Source organism: Gymnodinialimonas ulvae, from assembly GCF_037543845.1.
GTDB lineage: Bacteria > Pseudomonadota > Alphaproteobacteria > Rhodobacterales > Rhodobacteraceae > Gymnodinialimonas > Gymnodinialimonas ulvae.
Genome location: NZ_JBBIFX010000004.1, coordinates 193,625 through 212,128 on the forward strand (window position 1 = coordinate 193,625; position 18,504 = coordinate 212,128).

Annotated in this window: 19 protein-coding genes; 12 read left to right on the forward strand and 7 right to left on the reverse strand. The window is 64.9% G+C overall.

Features of this window, described 5'->3' with window-relative positions; translation table 11 throughout:
• Positions 1–40: 40 nt before the first annotated feature.
• The 3 genes from V8J83_RS18075 to V8J83_RS18085 all read left to right on the forward strand — a co-directional run bounded on the left by V8J83_RS18075 (position 41) and on the right by V8J83_RS18085 (position 2,112).
• A complete protein-coding gene (locus tag V8J83_RS18075) occupies positions 41–883 on the forward strand; it encodes a DUF817 domain-containing protein (protein WP_339987892.1) in 843 nt (280 codons plus the stop codon).
• 72 nt (positions 884–955) lie between these two features.
• Positions 956–1,384 carry a VOC family protein gene (locus V8J83_RS18080; RefSeq protein ID WP_339987893.1) on the forward strand — a complete coding sequence of 143 codons (429 nt, stop codon included), beginning with the start codon at positions 956–958 and terminating at the stop codon, positions 1,382–1,384.
• 41 nt (positions 1,385–1,425) lie between these two features.
• Positions 1,426–2,112 (forward strand): DUF1194 domain-containing protein, encoded by a 687-nt coding sequence (locus V8J83_RS18085; RefSeq protein WP_339987894.1) that lies wholly within the window; start codon positions 1,426–1,428, stop codon positions 2,110–2,112.
• 173 nt (positions 2,113–2,285) lie between these two features.
• Here V8J83_RS18085 and V8J83_RS18090 read toward each other — a convergent pair whose 3' ends face one another.
• The 5 genes from V8J83_RS18090 to yajC all read right to left on the reverse strand — a co-directional run bounded on the left by V8J83_RS18090 (position 2,286) and on the right by yajC (position 6,424).
• On the reverse strand, positions 2,286–2,639 hold the full coding sequence (locus V8J83_RS18090; protein WP_339987895.1) for an Mth938-like domain-containing protein: 354 nt from the start codon (positions 2,637–2,639) through the stop codon (positions 2,286–2,288).
• Positions 2,640–2,643: 4 nt separating this feature from the next.
• On the reverse strand, positions 2,644–3,399 hold the full coding sequence (locus tag V8J83_RS18095; RefSeq protein WP_339987896.1) for a sulfite exporter TauE/SafE family protein: 756 nt from the start codon (positions 3,397–3,399) through the stop codon (positions 2,644–2,646).
• Positions 3,392–4,375 (reverse strand): protein translocase subunit SecF, encoded by a 984-nt coding sequence (gene secF / locus V8J83_RS18100; protein WP_339987897.1) that lies wholly within the window; start codon positions 4,373–4,375, stop codon positions 3,392–3,394. The genes V8J83_RS18095 and secF overlap by 8 nt, the downstream gene beginning before the upstream one ends.
• A 4-nt stretch (positions 4,376–4,379) precedes the next feature.
• Positions 4,380–6,056, reverse strand: coding sequence for a protein translocase subunit SecD (gene secD / locus V8J83_RS18105; protein WP_339987898.1), 1,677 nt, complete (start codon positions 6,054–6,056; stop codon positions 4,380–4,382).
• 86 nt (positions 6,057–6,142) lie between these two features.
• Positions 6,143–6,424, reverse strand: coding sequence for a preprotein translocase subunit YajC (yajC, locus tag V8J83_RS18110; RefSeq protein WP_339987899.1), 282 nt, complete (start codon positions 6,422–6,424; stop codon positions 6,143–6,145).
• Positions 6,425–6,648: 224 nt separating this feature from the next.
• On the opposite strand from yajC, the gene V8J83_RS18115 reads away from it, so the two are divergent.
• The 7 genes from V8J83_RS18115 (at position 6,649) to V8J83_RS18145 (ending at position 13,685) form a co-directional block, all read left to right on the forward strand.
• Positions 6,649–7,389, forward strand: coding sequence for a trypsin-like serine peptidase (locus V8J83_RS18115; protein WP_339987900.1), 741 nt, complete (start codon positions 6,649–6,651; stop codon positions 7,387–7,389).
• A gap of 80 nt (positions 7,390–7,469) precedes the next feature.
• Complete coding sequence (locus tag V8J83_RS18120; RefSeq protein ID WP_339987901.1) at positions 7,470–9,014, forward strand: pentapeptide repeat-containing protein; 1,545 nt, start codon at positions 7,470–7,472, stop codon at positions 9,012–9,014.
• A 240-nt stretch (positions 9,015–9,254) separates the two neighbouring features.
• A complete protein-coding gene (gene serS / locus V8J83_RS18125; RefSeq protein WP_339987902.1) occupies positions 9,255–10,547 on the forward strand; it encodes a serine--tRNA ligase in 1,293 nt (430 codons plus the stop codon).
• Positions 10,548–10,589: 42 nt separating this feature from the next.
• A complete protein-coding gene (locus tag V8J83_RS18130) occupies positions 10,590–11,321 on the forward strand; it encodes a TspO-related membrane protein (RefSeq protein ID WP_339987903.1) in 732 nt (243 codons plus the stop codon).
• A gap of 45 nt (positions 11,322–11,366) precedes the next feature.
• Positions 11,367–12,077, forward strand: a complete 711-nt coding sequence (locus tag V8J83_RS18135) for a TspO-related membrane protein (protein WP_339987904.1) — start codon at positions 11,367–11,369, stop codon at positions 12,075–12,077.
• A 169-nt stretch (positions 12,078–12,246) separates the two neighbouring features.
• Positions 12,247–13,035, forward strand: coding sequence for a 5'/3'-nucleotidase SurE (gene surE / locus V8J83_RS18140; protein ID WP_339987906.1), 789 nt, complete (start codon positions 12,247–12,249; stop codon positions 13,033–13,035).
• Complete coding sequence (locus tag V8J83_RS18145; RefSeq protein WP_339987907.1) at positions 13,032–13,685, forward strand: protein-L-isoaspartate(D-aspartate) O-methyltransferase; 654 nt, start codon at positions 13,032–13,034, stop codon at positions 13,683–13,685. The genes surE and V8J83_RS18145 overlap by 4 nt, the downstream gene beginning before the upstream one ends.
• 23 nt (positions 13,686–13,708) lie before the next feature.
• Here the strand turns inward: V8J83_RS18145 and V8J83_RS18150 are convergent, their stop codons facing one another.
• A complete protein-coding gene (locus V8J83_RS18150) occupies positions 13,709–15,685 on the reverse strand; it encodes a hybrid sensor histidine kinase/response regulator (protein WP_339987908.1) in 1,977 nt (658 codons plus the stop codon).
• A gap of 211 nt (positions 15,686–15,896) precedes the next feature.
• Here V8J83_RS18150 and V8J83_RS18155 point away from each other — a divergent pair, with 211 nt between their 5' ends.
• Positions 15,897–17,045 carry a peptidoglycan DD-metalloendopeptidase family protein gene (locus V8J83_RS18155; protein ID WP_339987909.1) on the forward strand — a complete coding sequence of 383 codons (1,149 nt, stop codon included), beginning with the start codon at positions 15,897–15,899 and terminating at the stop codon, positions 17,043–17,045.
• A gap of 10 nt (positions 17,046–17,055) precedes the next feature.
• Here V8J83_RS18155 and V8J83_RS18160 read toward each other — a convergent pair whose 3' ends face one another.
• Positions 17,056–17,733, reverse strand: coding sequence for an HAD family hydrolase (locus V8J83_RS18160; protein ID WP_339987910.1), 678 nt, complete (start codon positions 17,731–17,733; stop codon positions 17,056–17,058).
• Between the two features lie 177 nt (positions 17,734–17,910).
• Between V8J83_RS18160 and V8J83_RS18165 the strand changes: the two genes are divergently transcribed.
• Complete coding sequence (locus tag V8J83_RS18165; protein ID WP_339987911.1) at positions 17,911–18,435, forward strand: flavodoxin domain-containing protein; 525 nt, start codon at positions 17,911–17,913, stop codon at positions 18,433–18,435.
• Positions 18,436–18,504: the final 69 nt, after the last annotated feature.

The window sequence follows — 18,504 nt, forward strand, 5'->3', positions numbered from 1 at the left end:
TGCCCTACGCCGCCCAAAGACCGCAAGAAGTTGAGGCAACATGGCAGGTTTGAGCGTGGCCAATCTGGAACGTCGACTGGCACGTCGGCCCTCTGCGCTGGGACTTTCGGCGCTGATCCTGGCCAAATTGTTCCAGGCGGCGCTGTTCGGCATCCTGATCCTGTCCGCGATCATCTTCACCCGCCTGATCTGGCAGGACGACTGGGCGCTCGCCCGATACGATGCCCTTGTCCTCTTCGCGTTAACCACACAAATCGTCTTCCTCTGGCGCGGGTTCGAGACCTGGGAAGAGGCGAAGGTGATCGTGATCTTCCACGTCACCGGCACGCTGATGGAGATCTTCAAACTCGCCCAGGGCTCGTGGGATTACCCCGACCAGGGCATTCTCGAAATCGGCGGCGTGCCGCTCTTTTCGGGCTTCATGTACGCCTCCGTAGGCTCCTTCATCGCGCGCTCGATCCGCATCTTCCACATCCAGTTTGCCCCCTACCCGGCGTTCTGGATGACCTATCTCCTCGCCCTGGCAATCTACGTGAATTTCTACACGCACCATTACACTTACGACATCCGCTGGATCCTTTTCGCGGCCACGCTGATCCTGTTCTGGCGCACGCGGATCTGGTTTTATCCGGCACGAACGCCCCTCGCGATCCGCCTGCCGATGGGCGCCGTCCTCTCGGCCTTTTTCCTGTGGATCGCCGAGAACATCGGCACCTTCACCCGCACCTGGACCTACGAGACGCAGGGCGACACCGGCTTCGTCGATTTCTCGAAATTCGGCTCCTGGTATCTGTTGCTCTTCGTGGCCTTCGTGACCGTCACACTGGTGGTGCGCGACACCATGCACCCCCGACCGATACAGCCGCGCGCACGCGAATTTTAACCATGTCGGGCTGTTCATCGGCCAATCCCGCGTTAAGCTGCGGGGAACAGCAAACCGGGGAGATTGCGCCAAATGGGCATCCATTATCTGCACACGATGGTTCGGGTGAAGGACCTTGACGCCTCCATCGCCTTCTACAAGCTTCTGGGCCTCGAAGAGACACGCCGCCACGACAGCGAGGGCGGCCGCTTCACGCTGGTGTTCATGACGCCACCGGGTCAGGCGGACGCCCATGTGGAGCTCACCTACAATTGGGATGGCGACGACGGCCTGCCGTCGGACAGCCGCCATTTCGGCCACCTCGCCTACCGCGTCGATAATATCCACGAGATGTGCCAGCACCTGATGGACAACGGCGTGACGATCAACCGCCCGCCCCGGGACGGCCACATGGCTTTTGTCCGCTCTCCCGACAACATCTCGATCGAGCTTCTGCAGGCGGGCGATGCCCTGTCCCCGGCGGAACCCTGGGCCTCGATGGAGAACACGGGGCATTGGTAAGCCAATGCGCCCGCCTCAGGCACGCGGCCTGCGCCGCGGCCTTGCTCGCAGCAACCCCGGCCTTCGCGCAGGGGCAATGCAGGCTTGCGTTACAGCTTGGCATGGACGTGTCGGCCTCGGTTGATCAGGCCGAATACCGCTTGCAAGTCGAAGGCCTCGCCTCGGCGCTGCTCGATCCGACCGTGACCGAAGCCTTCCTCAACGGCCCCGGCCCCGTGGCCCTGTCGATCTTCGAATGGTCCGGACGGTTCCAGCAGGACATCATCGTCGACTGGATCATGGTCGAGAGCGAGGCCGACCTGCTGGCCATCGCCGAACGGGTGAACCAGGCGATCCGCGGCAATCAGGATTTTCCAACAGCCTTGGGCTATGCGCTCGGGTTTGCCTCCACCCGCTTCCGCGAGGCCCCGGCCTGCTTGTTCCAGACCCTCGACATTTCCGGCGACGGGCAGAACAACGACGGCTTCCCGCCCGCCGCCGCCTTTGAGCATTTCGATTTCGACGGGGTCACGGTCAACGGTCTCGCCATCGGCGGCGCCTCGCGCGAGATCGAGGAATATTTCCTTGAACACGTGATCCACGGCCCCGGCGCCTTCGTGGAATATGCGATGAACCACGACGATTTCGCCGAAACCATGCGCCGCAAACTGGAGCGGGAATTACGCGCGATGATCCTGGGCGAGATCATGCCCGAGGGACGCGCCTTGCCGCCCGCTTCGGTTTTTTGAGTATTTTTGAAACAAGGAAGACAGGGCGCCGCGCCTGAAGACCCCGCGCAGCGCAATGTGGCGGATGTCATCCAGCGCCCGGCCGGACACGGGGGGGCGCCCCCGCCTCTTCCTTGTTTCAAAAATACTCAAAAACGCGACGCTTCCCAAAGGTGCGCCACCCGCATGACGCGTTACACCGGCAACAGCGCCGCCCCGACACGCCGCCCCTCGGCCAGCAGCACGTTGTAGGTCCGGCACGCCGCGGGCGAGGCCATGACCTCCAACCCGATCCCCGCCGCCTCCACCGCCTGGCGGAACGCGGGCGGCGCATGGGCGATCTCGGCACCCGTCCCGATCAGCAGGAAATCAACCTCCGATGCCTTGCCCACCACCGCCGCCGCATCCTCGAACCCGCCCCAGGCCCTCACACCGCCCGGGCTCAGCAGCACCGCACCTTGCACGACCTCGCCGCCGACCCGGAAAAAGCCCGGCCCGTAGCCATCGACCGGGCGGCTGTCATCGAAACTCACCTCATTCATGCGCATCGCATTACCCTTCCCAGATCGGCAGGCCCATCACACCCGCCACGCCAATCAGCATATAGGCCGCCGTCTTATAGAGGCCCGCCGCCTGCGGCCGAAACAAGCGCGCCCCGCCCCAGGTGCCCATCGCATACGGCATCAGCAAGATCAGCCCAAGCCAGATCGCGGGCCCATCGATCAGGCCCTGCAGCCACATCATCGGCATCATCAGAAGCGAATTGAATGTCAGGAAACAAGCCAGGTTGCCACGCGTGACCGCAACCGGTTGATCGCTGCCGAGGTTGAACAGGATCACCGGCGGCCCGTTCAGCCCCGTCGATCCCCCCGTGATCCCGCTCAGCGCGCCGACGCCCGCCCGCAACGCAGCCCCCCCACGCAGCGGCACCTTCCACCCGGCCAAAAGCGCGGCCAGCGTCAGAAGGGTCAGGATGCAGACCGTCGTGCGGATCGTGACCTCCGGGGCAAGGCGCAACAGCGCGATCCCCAGCGGCATGGTCAGAACCGACATCCCCACCATCATCAAGGTCTGCGACCGGTTCGCCACCGCCCAGGCCTTCGGGATCACCGTCGCAAGCGACGCCAGAGCCGACAGCGAAAACGCCGCAATCGCCAGCGCGGGCGGAAGGAAGATCACCGCCAATGGCATGAAGATCAACGCCGATCCGAAGCCTGCAAAGCCGTAGACCAGCCCCGACAGAAACGACGCGAGGCACACCCAGATGAGGCCCGGCATCGCCAGGGCCTCGATCAGCGCCTCAGGCATCCACGTTGGCGAATTGTGTACCACCTGGCCCGCCCGACCCATCGGTGGGCTTCGACCAATCGCGCTTCACGCCGAGCATCAGGACCACGTTCTTAGCCACGTAGATCGACGAATACGTCCCCACGATCACGCCCCACAGGATTGCGAACACGAACCCGCGGATCACGTCGCCGCCCAGAACCAGCAACGCAATCAAAGCCAGCGCCGTGGTGCCCGAGGTCATCAACGTCCGGCTCAGCGTCTCGTTCGCTGACAGGTTCATCACATCACGCAACGCGCGCTGCTTGTACTTGATCAGGTTCTCGCGCAGGCGGTCGAAGATCACCACCGTGTCGTTGATCGAGTAACCGACGATGGTCAGAAGCGCGGCAATCGTGGCCAGGTCAAAGCGGATCTGGAACAGGCTGAAGATGCCGATGGTCAGGATCACATCGTGGATCAGGGCCGCAACCGCGCCCACCGAAAACTGCCACTCAAACCTAAGCCAGATGTAGATCAGGATCGCGCCAAGCGACGCCAGAACCGCGATGATCGCCGTCTGGATCAACTCGCCCGACACTTTCGGGCCGACGGATTCCACCGACGGGAACGTCATCTCCGGATCGACGTTTTCCAACAGCGCGCCCTCGATGGCGGCGATGGTCTCGGGTGTGACGGATTCAACGCCCTCCTGCGCCTGAATGCGCACCGTGACCACATATTGATCGGCGTCGAAATTCGGGTCGAACACCCGCGAAATCACCACATCGCCCAGGTCCAGATCCTCCAACGCCGCGCGGTAATCGGCCACGTCGACCTCGACCGTCGCATCCGTGCGGATCGTTGTACCGCCCAGAAAATCGATGCCGAAATTCAGGCCCACCGACAGCCAGATCGCGATGGATGCGATCATCGCCACAACCGACACGCCGAAGGTGGCCTTCGCGTATTTGAAGAAATCGAAGTTGGTTTCCTGCGGAACAAGTCTCAGGCGCATGGGATCAGACCTCGATTGTCTTGGGACGGCGGCGTTCGAACCAGAAGATGATCAAAAGCCGCGTGACATAAATCGCCGTAAAGACCGAGGTGACAATCCCGATCCCCAGCGTCACCGAAAACCCGCGCACCGGGCCGGAGCCCAGGACAAACAGGATCGTGGCGATGATAAACGTTGTGATATTGGCGTCGATGATGGCCGAAAGCGCGCGCTCATAGCCCAATTCGATGGCCCGCGCCGGGCCGCGCGCAGTCTTCAATTCCTCGCGGATCCGCTCGAACACCAGCACATTGGCATCCACCGCCATCCCGATGGTCAAAACGATCCCCGCGATCCCCGGAAGGGTCAGCGTCGCGCCAATGAGCGATAGCACCCCGAAAATCATCCCCACGTTCAGGATCAGAGCGATGGAGGCGAAGATACCGAACGTCCCGTAGCTCAGGATCATGAAAAGAAGCACCGCCGCAAACGCCACAAGCGCCGCCGTCTGCCCCGCCTCGATGCTGTCCGCGCCCAGTTCCGGGCCGATGGTGCGCTCTTCGAGGAACGTCATCTCCGCCGGAAGCGCGCCCGCGCGCAGCAGGATCGCCAGTTCGGTGGAGGACTCCACCGTGAAATTACCGCTGATCTGGCCCGCGCCGCCCGTGATCGCCTGCCGGATCACCGGCGCGCTGATCACCTCTTCGTCGAGCACGATGGCAAAGGGCGCCCCCACATTCGCGGCCGTGTATTCGCCGAAATCCCGCGCGCCCGAGGGGTTGAACCGGAACGTCACCACGGGAAGGCCGCTTTGTTGCTCGAACGAGGGCTGGCTGTCGACCAGATCATCGCCCGTCACAACCGGCGTTTCCTCCAGAATGTAGAACGTGCCGGTGTCCTGCGGATCAATCGACGGCAGCACGATCTGGCGGCTTTCGACATCCTCATCGGCGCTGCCCGCGCGCCCCACAACCGGATGGAACGTCAGCCGCGCCGTCGTCCCGATCAGGTCTTTCAACTCCTGCGCCGATCCGATCCCCGGCACCTGGATCAGGATGCGATCCTGCCCCTGCCGCTGGATCGTCGGCTCCCGCGTGCCCGCCTCATCGACGCGGCGGCGCACGATCTCAATGCTCTGCTGCATCGTCCGGTCGTTGGTGGCCTGCTGCTCCGCGTCGCTCAGCCGCACGGTCAGAACATCCCCCGACCCGCTCACATCCAGCGTCGTGTCGCCAATCGCACCCGTCAGGCTGACGACCGGCTGGCCCAGTTCGCGCACCGCCGCAACCGCCGCACTCATGCCGTCCGCATTTTCCACACGCACCTGCAACAGACCCGGGTCCGCGTCGATCCGCCGGATCCCGCCGACCTCGTTGCGCAAGTCCCGCAGCGTGTCACGCACTTCCGGCCACAGCGCGTCCATCCGCGCCACATACACATCCTCGACCCGCACCTCGGCCAGCAAATGCGCCCCGCCCCGCAGATCAAGGCCCAGGTTCACCAATGTCGAGGGCAGGAAACCGGGCCAAAGCGCCTCTTCGGCCAGCAATGCCTCGGTCTCGATACTGTCGCGCTCCATCTCGGCCACGGCATCATTGTGCCGCTCGACCCTCTCGTAGAAGAAATTCGGAAAGGCAAAGCTCAACCCCGCCAGCAGTACGAGCAGGATGAACAGCCGGTTCCAGAGCGGGATCTGAAGCATGGATTTTCCTCAAGACGCGGGGCGCAAAACCCCGCTCAATCATCTCGCCTGCGGCACGCCGAACCCGGCCCGCCAAACGGCGCGCATCAATCGTTGGCGGGCTCGGTCTTGGAACGCACCTGCGCGATCGTCGGGCGCAACACGCGAATGCGCACATCCTTGGCCACCTCGACCTCGACCTCCGTGTCGTCCTTGACCTTGGTGATCTTGCCGATCAATCCGCCCTGGGTGACAACCTCGTCGCCGCGCCGCAACGCCTCAACCATCGCCTGATGCTCCTTCACCTTCTTTTGCTGAGGGCGGATCAGGAAGAAATACATGATCACGAGGATCAGGATCAGCGGGATCACCTGGCCGAAGGCTTCCATGGGCGGGGTCCTTTGTGTGTGGCGCTTACGTGGCTCTGTGTGGCTCTGGCAGGGCCATCGCGACCCCGGTTCAAAATTTGCGGCACCCTAGTGGCGCGACCTCCGGAGTGCAACGGGGGCTGCGGTGCAAATGGGCACACCGACCCGACCCCGCAAGCCCCCGGACACGGGGCCCGGCACAATGCCCCTTGGCGCGACCACCCCAAAGGGGGCAAGGTGGCCCCATGACACCCCTTGCTCGCATCCTGCTGTGCCTCGCCCTCGCCCTGCCCGCCGCCGCACCCGCCCCGACCCGGGCCGACGTCACCGGCGCACCCGACCTCATCGACACCGACCGCGCCGCCGAGCTGACCGCCATCGCCCGCCTGCGCCGCGCCGAGGCCACGACCGGCGGCTGCACCGCTGTGCTGGTGGCGCCCTCCGCCGCGCTGACCGCCGCCCATTGCCTCGCACGTCCCCGCGACCGCGTGCTGATCCTCGACCCCACCGGCCCCAACCGCATGGTCACGGCCATCACCGACAGCGAGCTACACCCCACCTACGACCCCGCCCTGCAGAACCGGGTGGAGGGCTATGTCAACGACCTCGCGCTGCTGCACCTCGCCACCCCCGTCCCGCCCGAGGTCGCCCGCCCGATGCCCCTCGCCGCCCCCGCCGCGCTCGACGAAACCATCGCCCATGCCACCTTCGGCTACGTCAATCGCCGCGCCATCGGTCTCGGCTCCACCGACGCCCTGCGCGGCCATACCCCCTGCCCCGCCGTGAGCCTCGAAGAAGGCCCTATCGCCAGCCCCTGCGCCGTGGCGGGCGGCCAATCCGGCGGCGCCTTCGTGCACATGACCGACACCGGCCCCGTGCTCGTCGGCCTGCTGGTCTCCAACTTCGGCCGTGACGGCCTCAACAGCCTGATCTCGCCCGTCACCCCCGCCGACTGGCCCGCATTGGCCGAGGCTCTGGCGGAGTAACCCCGACGCCGCCGCGCGCGGAGTCATCGCCCCCGCACAACCCCTTGCGACAAAACCAAATCCCGCCGACAGTGCCGGGGATGACCGACTGGCTTAACCAAACCTTCATCCTCGCCGAGGCGCTCCCCATCGTACTGATGCTCGCGCTTCTGGCGCTTGCGATCAGTCGCGCCTTCAACCAAGCCCGCGCAGTGCGATCCGATACGAAGTCGACGGGGCAAAGCTTCGTGAACCGCTGGTTCAAGACGATGGACCTTGCTCCGCTCGAACAGATCATCATCGGCGCGGTGCTGCTGACCTTCGCGGTCTTGTTCTTCCTCGCCCTCGCCGCCGCCTTCCGCATCATTTCCGAGACCGTGCTGACCGGGCTGCCCGACGACGCAAACATCGCCCGTGCCCTTGGCCTCGGCACTCTTCTCGTCGCCCTTCTCGGCGCGCCGTTCCTCATCTGGCGCTCGATGGTCGCCCAAAGCAATCTGGATGAAACCCGCCGCCAAACAGCGATCCGTGAAGACGCTCTCTTCAACGACAAGATCAACGCCGCCGCCCAGGACCTCGCCGCACGACGCACGGTCACACGCCCATCTGCCGACAAAGACGGCAATGAATCCATCCTGACCGAATGGGAAGACGACCTCGTCACCCGCGCCGCCGCCATCGACCGGCTCGAAGGCCTCGCCATCGAGGCCATGGCGCGCGACGACTATCCCCCAGCCCAGCGCATCGCCCGCATGCTCTCGATCTACGTTCAGGAACTCAGTCGCGCTTACCCGCCGCAAGACCCTCCGAAAGAAGCCGAACCCGAAGCCCTCCGCGAATGGGCCAACAAACTCGAACCCATCCGCCCCGACATGCACCGCGCTGCCCAAAGCCTGGGTCGCATCAATCCTCACGAAGAGGCCAAGCGCAAAGACTTCAACCCCACCAACATCGACCTCCGCCGCTGCAACCTGCAAGGCTTCGACCTCCACCTACTCACGTTTTGTGGTACGAATTGTAGTGGTTCGAAACTGCAGGGGGCAAAGCTGTTCCTGACGCAATTTGAGGGGGCGAACCTCGCCAACGCTGCGCTGCAAGGGACGGATCTAAGCATGGCGCAGTTGCAAGGGGCAAACCTCAGTTATTCACAGTTGACGGCAGCGAAGCTCATTGATGTGTCGATCAAAGGAGCGAACCTATACCATTCGGAGCTACAACAAGCGAACCTAGAAGGGGTAAAAGCACAAGGCGCGAATTTTAATGGGACGCAATTGCAAGGCGCGTACCTTGAAGCAGCGGATCTTCGCGGTGCGAGTTTCTTTGCGGCAGACTTGCAAGGAGCCTACTTGTCATTTGCGGATTTGGAGGGCTCTGATCTCAACGGTACAAGATGGAATGGAAGCACAAATTTGAAGGAAGCAAATCTGCGCGGCGCTGCAATTAGATTTGTTAAAGGTACCTCACTCGAAATATTTCGTCCCAATTGGGACGATATCATCGTCTTCTCCTTTATGCTCCCTGACAGAGTGCCCATCCATTGGGTCCAGACCGGCAATTTCACCGGCCAAGACTTCGTCACCCAATGGCGCGCCTGGGCCGCCTCTCTCAACCCGCCCGTCACCATCGCCCCCGATTACCGCCCCTAGGCCCCTCCGCACAGAAGCCCCGCCATGGCCGCAGTTCTGTGCGCAGATCGGATATATACCAAAGCTATACGTGATCTATACCAAGTCTATACGTCCGATCCGGGGCTCCGCCCGTTCGCGGCTTGAAACGTCCACTGGACGTTCCATCGGCTTACAGCCGAACCGCCACTCACCCCCTTTCCCCGCCTTTCCCCCTCTGGCATACCCCGCCCCAGCAACCACATCCGGAGGGCCAGACCCATGCATGACATCCGCATGATCCGCGACAATCCAGCCGCCTTCGACGCGGCCCTCTCGCGCCGGGATCTCGCGCCGATGTCCGCCGACATTCTGGCCCTTGACGAAGCCCGCCGCGCCGCCATAACCGCCGCTGAAACGGCTCTGGCCGACCGCAATGCCGCCTCGAAAAACGTAGGCAAAGCAAAGGCTTCCGGTGATGAGGCCGAGTTCGAACGTCTCCGCGCGCTGGTGGCCGACAAGAAGGCCGAGATTGCCCGTCTCGAAGACGAGGCCCGCGCCCGCGACGCCGAATTGACCGCCATTCTGGAGGCCATCCCGAACCTGCCCGCCGCCGATATTCCCGACGGCGACAGTGAAGACGACAACGTCGAGTTACACCGCCGCGGCACGCCGCGCGAATTTGCCTTCAAGCCCTTGGAACATTTCGATATTCCCGCTGTCAAACCGTCGATGGATTTCGAAACCGCCGCCAAACTATCCGGCGCCCGCTTCGTCCTTCTGAGCGGCGCCATCGCCCGTTTGCACCGCGCGCTTGCGCAGTTCATGCTCGACGTCCACACCACCGAAAACGGCCTCACCGAAGTCAATGCCCCCGTCCTCGTCCGCAACGAGACCATGTACGGCACCGGCCAGCTTCCGAAGTTCGGCGAAGACAGCTATCAAACCACCAACGGCTGGTGGCTCATCCCCACCTCCGAGGTCAGCCTGACGAACATCGTCGCGGGCGAAACCGTCGAGGAAAGCTATCTCCCGCGCCGCTACACCGCGCACTCCCTCTGCTTCCGCTCCGAGGCCGGCTCCGCGGGCCGTGACACCGCCGGAATGCTGCGCCAGCATCAGTTCGAGAAGGTCGAGATGGTCTCCGTCACCCATCCCGATAAAAGCGATGAAGAACAACGCCGTATGTTGGATTGCGCCGAGGGCATCCTCGACCGTCTCGGCATCCCCTACCGCACCATTGTGCTGTGCACCGGCGACATGGGCTTCGGCGCGACGCGGACCTTCGATATCGAAGCCTGGCTACCCGGTCAGAACACCTATCGCGAGATCAGCTCCGTCTCCACTTGCGGCGCGTTCCAGGCCCGCCGCATGAACGCCCGCTTCAAGCCCGAGGGCGGCGGCAAGCCAGAATTCGTCCACACCCTCAACGGCTCCGGCCTCGCCGTCGGCCGCTGCCTGATCGCGGTGCTCGAGAACGGCCAACAGGAAGACGGCTCCGTCACCCTCCCCGAGGCGCTGCACCCCTATCTGGGCGGCAAAACCCGGATCGAAGCGGACGGCACGCTCGCCTGACGCAGCGGCGGAACCATTCAGCGTTCCGCGCGTTTGCGAGACATGACCTATATGCATGTGCCCGCCCAGACCGATCGCGCCCGCCTTTGGGCCATCCTGTGCCTGACCGCCGCGATCGCCTTCGCAATCGTGCCGGTTTTCGCCAATCCCTTCGGTGGGTTCGACGCCGACCGCTTCCCCGTTCCCGTCGACACCCTGCCGATCCAGCCCGCCGGATGGGCCTTTTCGATCTGGGGACCAATCTACCTTTGGCTCATCGCTTCGACGGGATACGGCCTGCTCAAACGTGACGACGATGCCCGATGGACGGACCACCGCCCATGGTTATTCGCCTCGCTGGCCATCGGCGCTGCGTGGATCCCTGTCGCCAACGCCTCGCCGATCTGGGCCAGCGTTCTGATCGTCATCATGCTTCTGACCGCGCTCGTCGCCCTGCAAAAGGCGCCCCTGATCGAACGCGTATGGGCGCGTTGGCCCATCGGGCTCTACGCGGGCTGGCTCACGGCAGCCAGCTTCGTGTCCCTCGCCACCCTCGCCGCCGGATACGGGATCACGTCGCCGCAACTGGCCAGCTGGATCGCCCTTCCCTTGGCGATCGTGATGGCAGCGCTCATCAACTGGCGTGTGTGGACCTGGACCTACCCCATCGCGGTTGTCTGGGCTGCGGTCGGGATCGCTGTTGCGAACTGGCCTTCCGGCTTCGCATGGGGCGCGGCGACGGGTGCTTGCCTGATGGTGGCCTTTGCAAGCGCAGCAGTCGCGCGCCGGATGTGAGGGCAAGGCTGGCCCGCGCGGCCACGCTGCAGTAAGGGGGCGCACATGCACCGCCTTCTCGCTCTCCTCACCCTCGTCGCAGCCTTCACCTTCGCGCTGGTGCCGGTCTTCACCGAACCCTTCACCGGGTTCGATCCCGCTCATCTGCCGAACCCGGTCGGACGCCTGCCGATCCAACCCTCTGGTTACGCCTTCGCGATTTGGGGCGTGATCTATCTCTGGCTCATTGCAAGCGCGGGCTACGGGCTCGTCAAACACGGCAATGACCCCGACTGGGCCCCGCACCGCCCCTGGCTCATCGCATCCATGGCGCTCGGTGCCGCATGGATCCCCGTGGCGCTCGCCGCCCCGGTGCCCGCCACCGTGATGATCTTCGCCATGTGGGCCACGGCGCTCATCGCCCTGTTGAAAGCACCGCAAACCGACCCGGGCTTCGCCATCGCCCCCATCGGCCTCTATACCGGCTGGCTCACCGCCGCATCCTTTGTCGCGGCGGCCACCGTCGCGGCAGGGTACGACATCGGATCGCGGATCTCGGCAAGCTGGGTCGCTCTCGCCATCGCCCTCATCGCCGCCGTGGTCATCACCCGCAAGACGCCCACCCTCGCCTATCCCGGCGCCGTCATCTGGGCGCTCACCGGCACCATGATCGCGAACTGGAACATCTTTCCCGCCTTCGCCACATCTGCCGCACTCGGAGCGCTCCTGCTGATCGCCATCGGCCTCGGCCGCCGGATCGATGCCGCCCGGGCCTGACGCCGCGCGGAAGGTCCCTCCATTTGCCAGGCAAACCTCTCACATCGTGCCGCACGGGCGTGTGTGCGGCGGACGGAGGCGGGCGGGTGGGCCCTTCGCCGCACACAAGCCGACACCTTCGCCCACACCACCGCTGGACGCCCCCGACGCCACCCGATACACCGCGCCCATGCGTATTCTCATCACAAACGACGACGGCATCAACGCCCCCGGCCTCAAGGTCCTGCACGCCATCGCAGCCGAGCTTGCGGGCGAAGATAATGTCTGGACCGTCGCGCCCGCGTTCGAGCAATCGGGCGTCGGCCATTGCATCTCCTATGTTCATCCCACGCTGATCTCCGAATTCGGACCGCAGCGCTTCGCCGCCGAAGGCTCGCCTGCCGATTGCGTCATCGCAGCTCTGCACGAGGTGATGAAGGAGGCGCCGCCCGACCTGATCCTGTCGGGGGTGAACAAGGGCAACAATTCCGCCGAAAACACGCTTTATTCCGGCACCATCGGCGCTGCGATCGAGGCCGCGATCCAGGGCGTGCCCGCCATCGCCCTGTCGCAATACTACGGCCCCGCAAACCTGACCCTGGACAATTCGTTCGAGGCCGCCGCCACCCACGGCGCCGATGTGATCCGCAAGATCCTCGCCGCGCCCGGTGCCTTCGACAGCAGCCCTTACAAGCTGTTTTACAACGTCAATTTCCCGCCCTGCCCGGCGGCGGACGTCAAAGGCACCCGCGTTGTCGCGCAAGGCTTCCGTGAGGGGCAGCGCGGCATGGGCATGAAGGCCGATATCGCGCCGAACGGGCGCAAGTTCCTCTGGATCACCGGCAATCCGCAGAACGTCTCTTCCGGGCCCGACACCGACGCGACGGTCAATATCGACGGCTACATTTCGGTCACGCCGATGCAGGCCGACCTGACCGCGCGAGACCGCCTCGCCGACCTGAAGGCCGCCGTGGAATGACGGATGGCCGGGGCTATGACGCGGAACGCAAGATGCAGTTCCTGTTTCAGCTCCGCCAGAAGGGGATCACCGATGCCCGCGTTCTGACCGCGATGGAAAAGATCGACCGCGGCGATTACGTGCGCGGTCACTTCGCCGACCGCGCCTACGAGGACATGCCGCTGCCCATCGCGTCCGGCCAGACCATCAGCCAGCCCTCCGTGGTGGGCCTGATGACCCAGGCGCTCGACGTGCAGCCGCGCGATACCGTGCTCGAAGTCGGCACCGGCTCGGGCTATCAGGCCGCGATCCTGTCGCAGCTGGCCCGCCGGGTCTATACCGTGGACCGGCACCGCAACCTCACCCGCGAGGCCGAGCTGGCCTTCACCCGCGAAGGCCTCGCCAACATCACCGTCATCACCGGCGACGGCTCCTATGGCCTGCCCGAACAGGGCCCGTTCGACCGGATCCTCGTGACGGCCGCCGCCGAAGATCCGCCCGGGCCGCTCATGGGGCAACTCAAACCCGGCGGTGTCATGGTGGTGCCCGTGGGCCAATCCGACACCGTGCAAAGCCTGATCAAGGTGACCCGTACCGAAACCGGCTTCGACTATGACGAGATCATGCCGGTCCGCTTCGTCCCCTTGATGGAAGGCGTTGCGCGCGACTGATCGCGGCCCGGCAGCCGGGCCGCCTAACCCGCCGCCCGCGCCCCGGCCAGCGCGGCCGCCACCGCCTGCGCCAGTTCCGTCGGTGCCGTGGGCTTTTGCAACAGCGGCGCCTGCACCTCGCCCATCTCCTGCAACGTGAACCCGGTGTAGCCCGACATGTAGATCACCGGCATCTGCGCAAAGCGTTCGCGCACCCGGCGCGCCAGCTCAAAGCCCCCGAACGCGCCCGGCATGACCACATCCGTCATCAACAGATCGAACCGCTCTCCGCCCTCCGCGATCGCCAGCGCCTCCTGCCCCGATGTGGCCCCGATCACCCCATAACCCAGGCCTTCCAGCACATCCGTCATCGTCGACAGCAACATGTACTCATCCTCCACCAGAAGGATCAGCTCCCCGGTCCCGGCCGGTATATCCTCCGGCGGCACCGCCGCCTCCCGCGCGCCCTGCGAGGTGCCGCGCGGCAGGGTCATCTGCACCGTGGTGCCGACGCCTTCCTCGGAATAGATGCGCAGATCGCCGTCGGCCTGCCGGATGAACCCATACACAATCGCCAGGCCCAACCCGGTGCCGGAATTGCTCTGCTTGGTGGTGAAAAACGGATCGGTGCTGCGCGCCAACGTCTCCTCATCCATGCCCGGCCCGTTGTCCGCGACACTGATCTCCACGTAGCGAAAGCGCGCGCCGCTCTCGGCGCTGGTCTGATCCTGTCGGTCTTCGAGATCCTGATCGGTGGAGCGCACCGCGCGGGCGCGAATGCGGATCCGGTTGCCTTTGCCCGAGCGCAGCATCGCGTCGCGCGCGTTCAGCACCAGGTTCATCAACGCCGTTTCAAGCTGCGCCTGGTCGCACAGATGCCGAAGATCTGGGTCCGACACCGCCAGATCAATCTCGAAATGCGCCTCCAGCATCGGGCGGACCAACCGCGCGAATGCGTCGAACACCTCCTGCGTGGACTTCACACTGGCCCGCCCCGGCTGCCGCCGCGCAAAGGCCAGAAGCCGCGCCGTCAGCGCTGCGCCATTCTGGATCGATTGCTGCGCGGTCTCGAGATACGTCGCCCGCTCCTGCGGGTCATCCGAACGCGCCGCCAATTCGACGGAATACAGCAATGCCGCCAGCAAGTTATTGAAATCATGCGCGATACCACCGGTCAGCTGCCCCAGCGCATCCAACCGCCCCTTGCGCTCGATCACCTGCCGATTGCGCTCCTCGTTGGAGACATCGTCCAGCACAAGAACCGTGTGAATGCCTGGTAAATCGTGCTTGGGCCGCGCGTTCGACACCCGCACGTAACGCGCCTCCTCCGTCTCCGACAGCGCCCGCATCAGATGCGTTTCCCCGCGCAGATCATGGCCCAACAAAGCCCGTTTCAAAGGGTCCGCGCTGGCCAGGAGCGGCTGCATCGTTTCGTAATCGATGAACCGCGCGCCTTCGGGCCAGACCATCGGGACCGGTCGTGTGACCCCGCCAAGCAACGCCCGCGCGCGCTCATTGATGCGCACGATCTGCCCCTCCGCGTTCAAGGCTATGATCCCGCTGGAGGCGGCGTTGAAAATCGTCTCCAATTCGTCGCGTGCTGCCGCAATCGCCGCCTCGGAGCGCTTTTGCGCCGAGATATCGGTCGCCACGCCAATATGGCGCCACACCTCGCCATCCGTGTCGCGGTCAAAAACGGTGTCGTTGGACAAAAGCCAGACCCAATGCCCCGCCTTGTGGCGCATCCGGTATTCGATGGAGACCACGTCTCCGTCGTCCAACTCCTGGATCGCGGCGAAGTATTTCGCAATCTCGGGCAGGTCATCGGGATGGCAGACGCGCGGGAAAAATGCCTGACCCATCGCGCCGAGTTCCGCGCCGGAATACCCCAGGACCTCACCGAGCACGGCGTTGGAATACTCGTTCGATTGGGTCTTTTGATTGAACACATAGATGATGCCGGGCACCACATCGGTGATCTTCGAGAGGACTTCTTCAGCCTCTCCTTTGCTTATCGACATGATGTCCCCGCGTCCGCTGGCACCGCCGCCTTACCACAGTCTTTCGCATTCCCTCAGCCTTTTGCGCCCCTGCCCAAGGGGCAATCCGCCGCGCATCCGGCTTTTGAGCGCCGCCCCCCTTCCGATTTCGCCGGTTTCGGTGTAATCTCCGCCTTAAAACTAAGTGCAAAGGCCCGTCACGAGGCCGACATCTGAGGAAGGTCCGAGCGCCATGCGCCAGCCGTTTGTTCAATTCGCCCGCCGCAGCCTGTTTCTGCTGGCGCCCCTGGCCCTTGCGGCCTGTGTCGGGGCACCGCCGGATTGGGATTTCGATTTCCGTCCCAACGCCCCGCGCGGCGCGGCCGTCACCGCCGAACGGCCCGCCCCCGACAGCCGGGGCCTGATCTCCTACGACAGCTACCAGGTCGCCGTGGCCCGCCGCGGTGATACCGTCTCCGATGTCGCCACACGCATCGGTCTGGGGGCCGAGGAACTGGCCGCCTTCAATGGCCGCTCCGCCGCCGACACCCTGCGCGATGGCGAAGTCCTTGCCCTGCCCCGCCGCATCGACGGCGGCACGCGGCCCGGCGCTGGCAACAGTGACATCGCCAATATTGCGCGCGGCGCGATTGATGCCGCCGACGCCTCCCGTCCCGCTGCGTCCGGCCCGCAAATCCCCACCGGTCAGGAACCCGTGCGCCACCGCATCGCGCGCGGCGAGACCGCGTATTCCGTGGCACGCCTTTACGGCGTGTCGGTGCGCAGCCTGGCCGAATGGAACGGCCTTGGCCCCGATCTCGCGGTCCGCGAGGGGCAATTCCTGCTGATCCCAATCGTGGTTGAAACCGCCGCCGCGACGGACGGTACCGCGCCGGGCACCTCGGTGGCACCGCTGCCGCCCTCGGCGTCTTCGCCGCTGCCCGATGGCATCGAAACCGCGACCCTGCCCGATCTCGAAGGCACCGGCACCGGCACAACCGCCGCAGCGCCCGCCGCCGAGGCAGCGCCTGCTCCGGCCGCGCCGGCACAATCCAACGCGCGCCTGATCCGCCCGGTCGACGGCTCGATCCTGCGCGGCTATGGCTCGGGCAACGAAGGCATCGACATCGCGGCCAGCGCCGGCACCCCGGTGCGCGCCGCCGCCGATGGCACCGTCGCCGCGATCACCCAGGACACCGATCAGGTGCCGATCCTCGTGGTGCGCCATGCCGACGGATTGCTGACGGTCTACGCCAATATCCAGAACATCCGCGTCAGCCGCGGCGACAGCGTGAGTCGCGGCGCCACCGTGGCCGAGGTTGGCCCGGGCGATCCGTCATTCCTGCATTTCGAGGTCCGGCGCGGGTTCGAGGCCGTCGATCCGGGCGATTTCCTGCCCTGACGCCGTCCGCTTACGCCGCCGCCAGCCCCAGACCGCAGAACGACGGCTCCAACCGGTCCACGTTGTGCGTGACCTCCACCGGGAACGACCGCCCCCGGGCCGCGTCGCCGGGGAACGCAACCGTTGCGATCCCCGCCGCAATCGGGGCGGCGGCACTTTCCGGCGTGTCCTCGATGGCGATGGCCTGCGCCGCCGAAAGGCCGAAGTGGCTGAGCGCAAGGCGGTAAATCTCCGGCGACGGCTTGCCTTTGGTGACCAGATCCGCGTCGCCTACAAAATCGAACACATCGCGCGGCAAGGCATCGCCCAACCCGTCAAACAGAAGATCGACCGTATCCGACCCGGTGGTCGTCGCGAACCCCAGCCGCACCCCGAGGCTGCGCGCGCTTTCGACCACCTCACGAACCCCGGCCCGCGGCTCCAACCCTTCCCGCGCGAATTCGCGGAAATAGGCCACCTTGGCGCGGTGTACTTCGTCGGCGTCCACCTCTTCGCCCCGCGCGTCCGCGTAATGCGCGACCCGCGCCGCGCCACCGGGGGTACGCAGCATCTCGCGATACGCCTCGCGCCCCCATGTCCAATCCAGCCCAAGCTGTGCAAAGGCCGCGTTGAACGCCCGACGCTGCATGTCCGAGGTTTCGACAAGTGTGCCAATGGCACCGAAAAGGAGGGCTTTGGGTTGCGTCATGGGGGCCTCGCGCAGTTGGGGGTGGGTAGATAACGCAACAACCTAGGACGCTCGGCAAAAGTTCCCGCATTTGATCGAAAAATGTCATCGCGGCCCCGCGCATTTGACGTCCGTCAACGTGCCCGCGCGTGACGTGTGCTTCAATAGCGACATCCACCCACATCACGGAGGAGCGTCATGAAATTCCTTGTCGCCTATGCCAGCACCCACGGACAGGTGCGCAAGATCGCGCGTCACACCATGGATTACCTGGTCGAGCACGGCCATTCCATCGAACTCGTGCCCCTGATCGAGGCCGAAGGTCTCGACCCCAGCCGCTTCGATGGCGTGATCCTTGCCGCATCGCTGCACGCGGGCCACTACCAGCGCCCCCTGACCGAATTCGCCGAGGCCCATGCCGATCACCTCAACCTCATGCCCACCCTGTTTCTGGCCGTGTCGCTGGCCGCCGCTGGCCATGACGCGGACGATTGGCGCGGGCTCGACACAGCGCTCAAGGACCTGAGCGATGCCACCAACTGGCACCCGGGCCGCGTCACCCATGTGGCCGGTGCCTACAAACCGTCGCATTACGATATCGTCACCCGGCTGATCATGCGCCGGATCATCGCCAAGCAGGACAAGGGCACCGACCTTGCCACCGATCGCGAATACACCGATTGGCCCGCGCTCGATGCTGCATTGGACGGCTGGCTGCCCTAGGCCAACCGTCGCCCCATTTGCGCGATCCGCCCCTTGCACCCACCAACCGCCCGACTATAACCCCGACAG

Excerpts from the sequence above, each read along its gene's own strand:
- serS (WP_339987902.1), top strand. The coding sequence starts at position 9,255 with ATGCATGACATCCGCATGATCCGCGACAATCCAGCCGCCTTCGACGCG.
- V8J83_RS18090 (WP_339987895.1), bottom strand. The coding sequence starts at position 2,639 with ATGCGCATGAATGAGGTGAGTTTCGATGACAGCCGCCCGGTCGATGGC.
- yajC (WP_339987899.1), bottom strand. The coding sequence starts at position 6,424 with ATGGAAGCCTTCGGCCAGGTGATCCCGCTGATCCTGATCCTCGTGATC.
- V8J83_RS18095 (WP_339987896.1), bottom strand. The coding sequence starts at position 3,399 with ATGCCTGAGGCGCTGATCGAGGCCCTGGCGATGCCGGGCCTCATCTGG.
- V8J83_RS18155 (WP_339987909.1), top strand. The coding sequence starts at position 15,897 with ATGCGCCAGCCGTTTGTTCAATTCGCCCGCCGCAGCCTGTTTCTGCTG.
- V8J83_RS18160 (WP_339987910.1), bottom strand. The coding sequence starts at position 17,733 with ATGACGCAACCCAAAGCCCTCCTTTTCGGTGCCATTGGCACACTTGTC.
- V8J83_RS18115 (WP_339987900.1), top strand. The coding sequence starts at position 6,649 with ATGACACCCCTTGCTCGCATCCTGCTGTGCCTCGCCCTCGCCCTGCCC.
- V8J83_RS18165 (WP_339987911.1), top strand. The coding sequence starts at position 17,911 with ATGAAATTCCTTGTCGCCTATGCCAGCACCCACGGACAGGTGCGCAAG.
- V8J83_RS18120 (WP_339987901.1), top strand. The coding sequence starts at position 7,470 with ATGACCGACTGGCTTAACCAAACCTTCATCCTCGCCGAGGCGCTCCCC.
- surE (WP_339987906.1), top strand. The coding sequence starts at position 12,247 with ATGCGTATTCTCATCACAAACGACGACGGCATCAACGCCCCCGGCCTC.
- V8J83_RS18130 (WP_339987903.1), top strand. The coding sequence starts at position 10,590 with ATGACCTATATGCATGTGCCCGCCCAGACCGATCGCGCCCGCCTTTGG.
- V8J83_RS18135 (WP_339987904.1), top strand. The coding sequence starts at position 11,367 with ATGCACCGCCTTCTCGCTCTCCTCACCCTCGTCGCAGCCTTCACCTTC.
- V8J83_RS18075 (WP_339987892.1), top strand. The coding sequence starts at position 41 with ATGGCAGGTTTGAGCGTGGCCAATCTGGAACGTCGACTGGCACGTCGG.
- V8J83_RS18145 (WP_339987907.1), top strand. The coding sequence starts at position 13,032 with ATGACGGATGGCCGGGGCTATGACGCGGAACGCAAGATGCAGTTCCTG.
- V8J83_RS18080 (WP_339987893.1), top strand. The coding sequence starts at position 956 with ATGGGCATCCATTATCTGCACACGATGGTTCGGGTGAAGGACCTTGAC.
- secF (WP_339987897.1), bottom strand. The coding sequence starts at position 4,375 with ATGCGCCTGAGACTTGTTCCGCAGGAAACCAACTTCGATTTCTTCAAA.
- secD (WP_339987898.1), bottom strand. The coding sequence starts at position 6,056 with ATGCTTCAGATCCCGCTCTGGAACCGGCTGTTCATCCTGCTCGTACTG.
- V8J83_RS18150 (WP_339987908.1), bottom strand. The coding sequence starts at position 15,685 with ATGTCGATAAGCAAAGGAGAGGCTGAAGAAGTCCTCTCGAAGATCACC.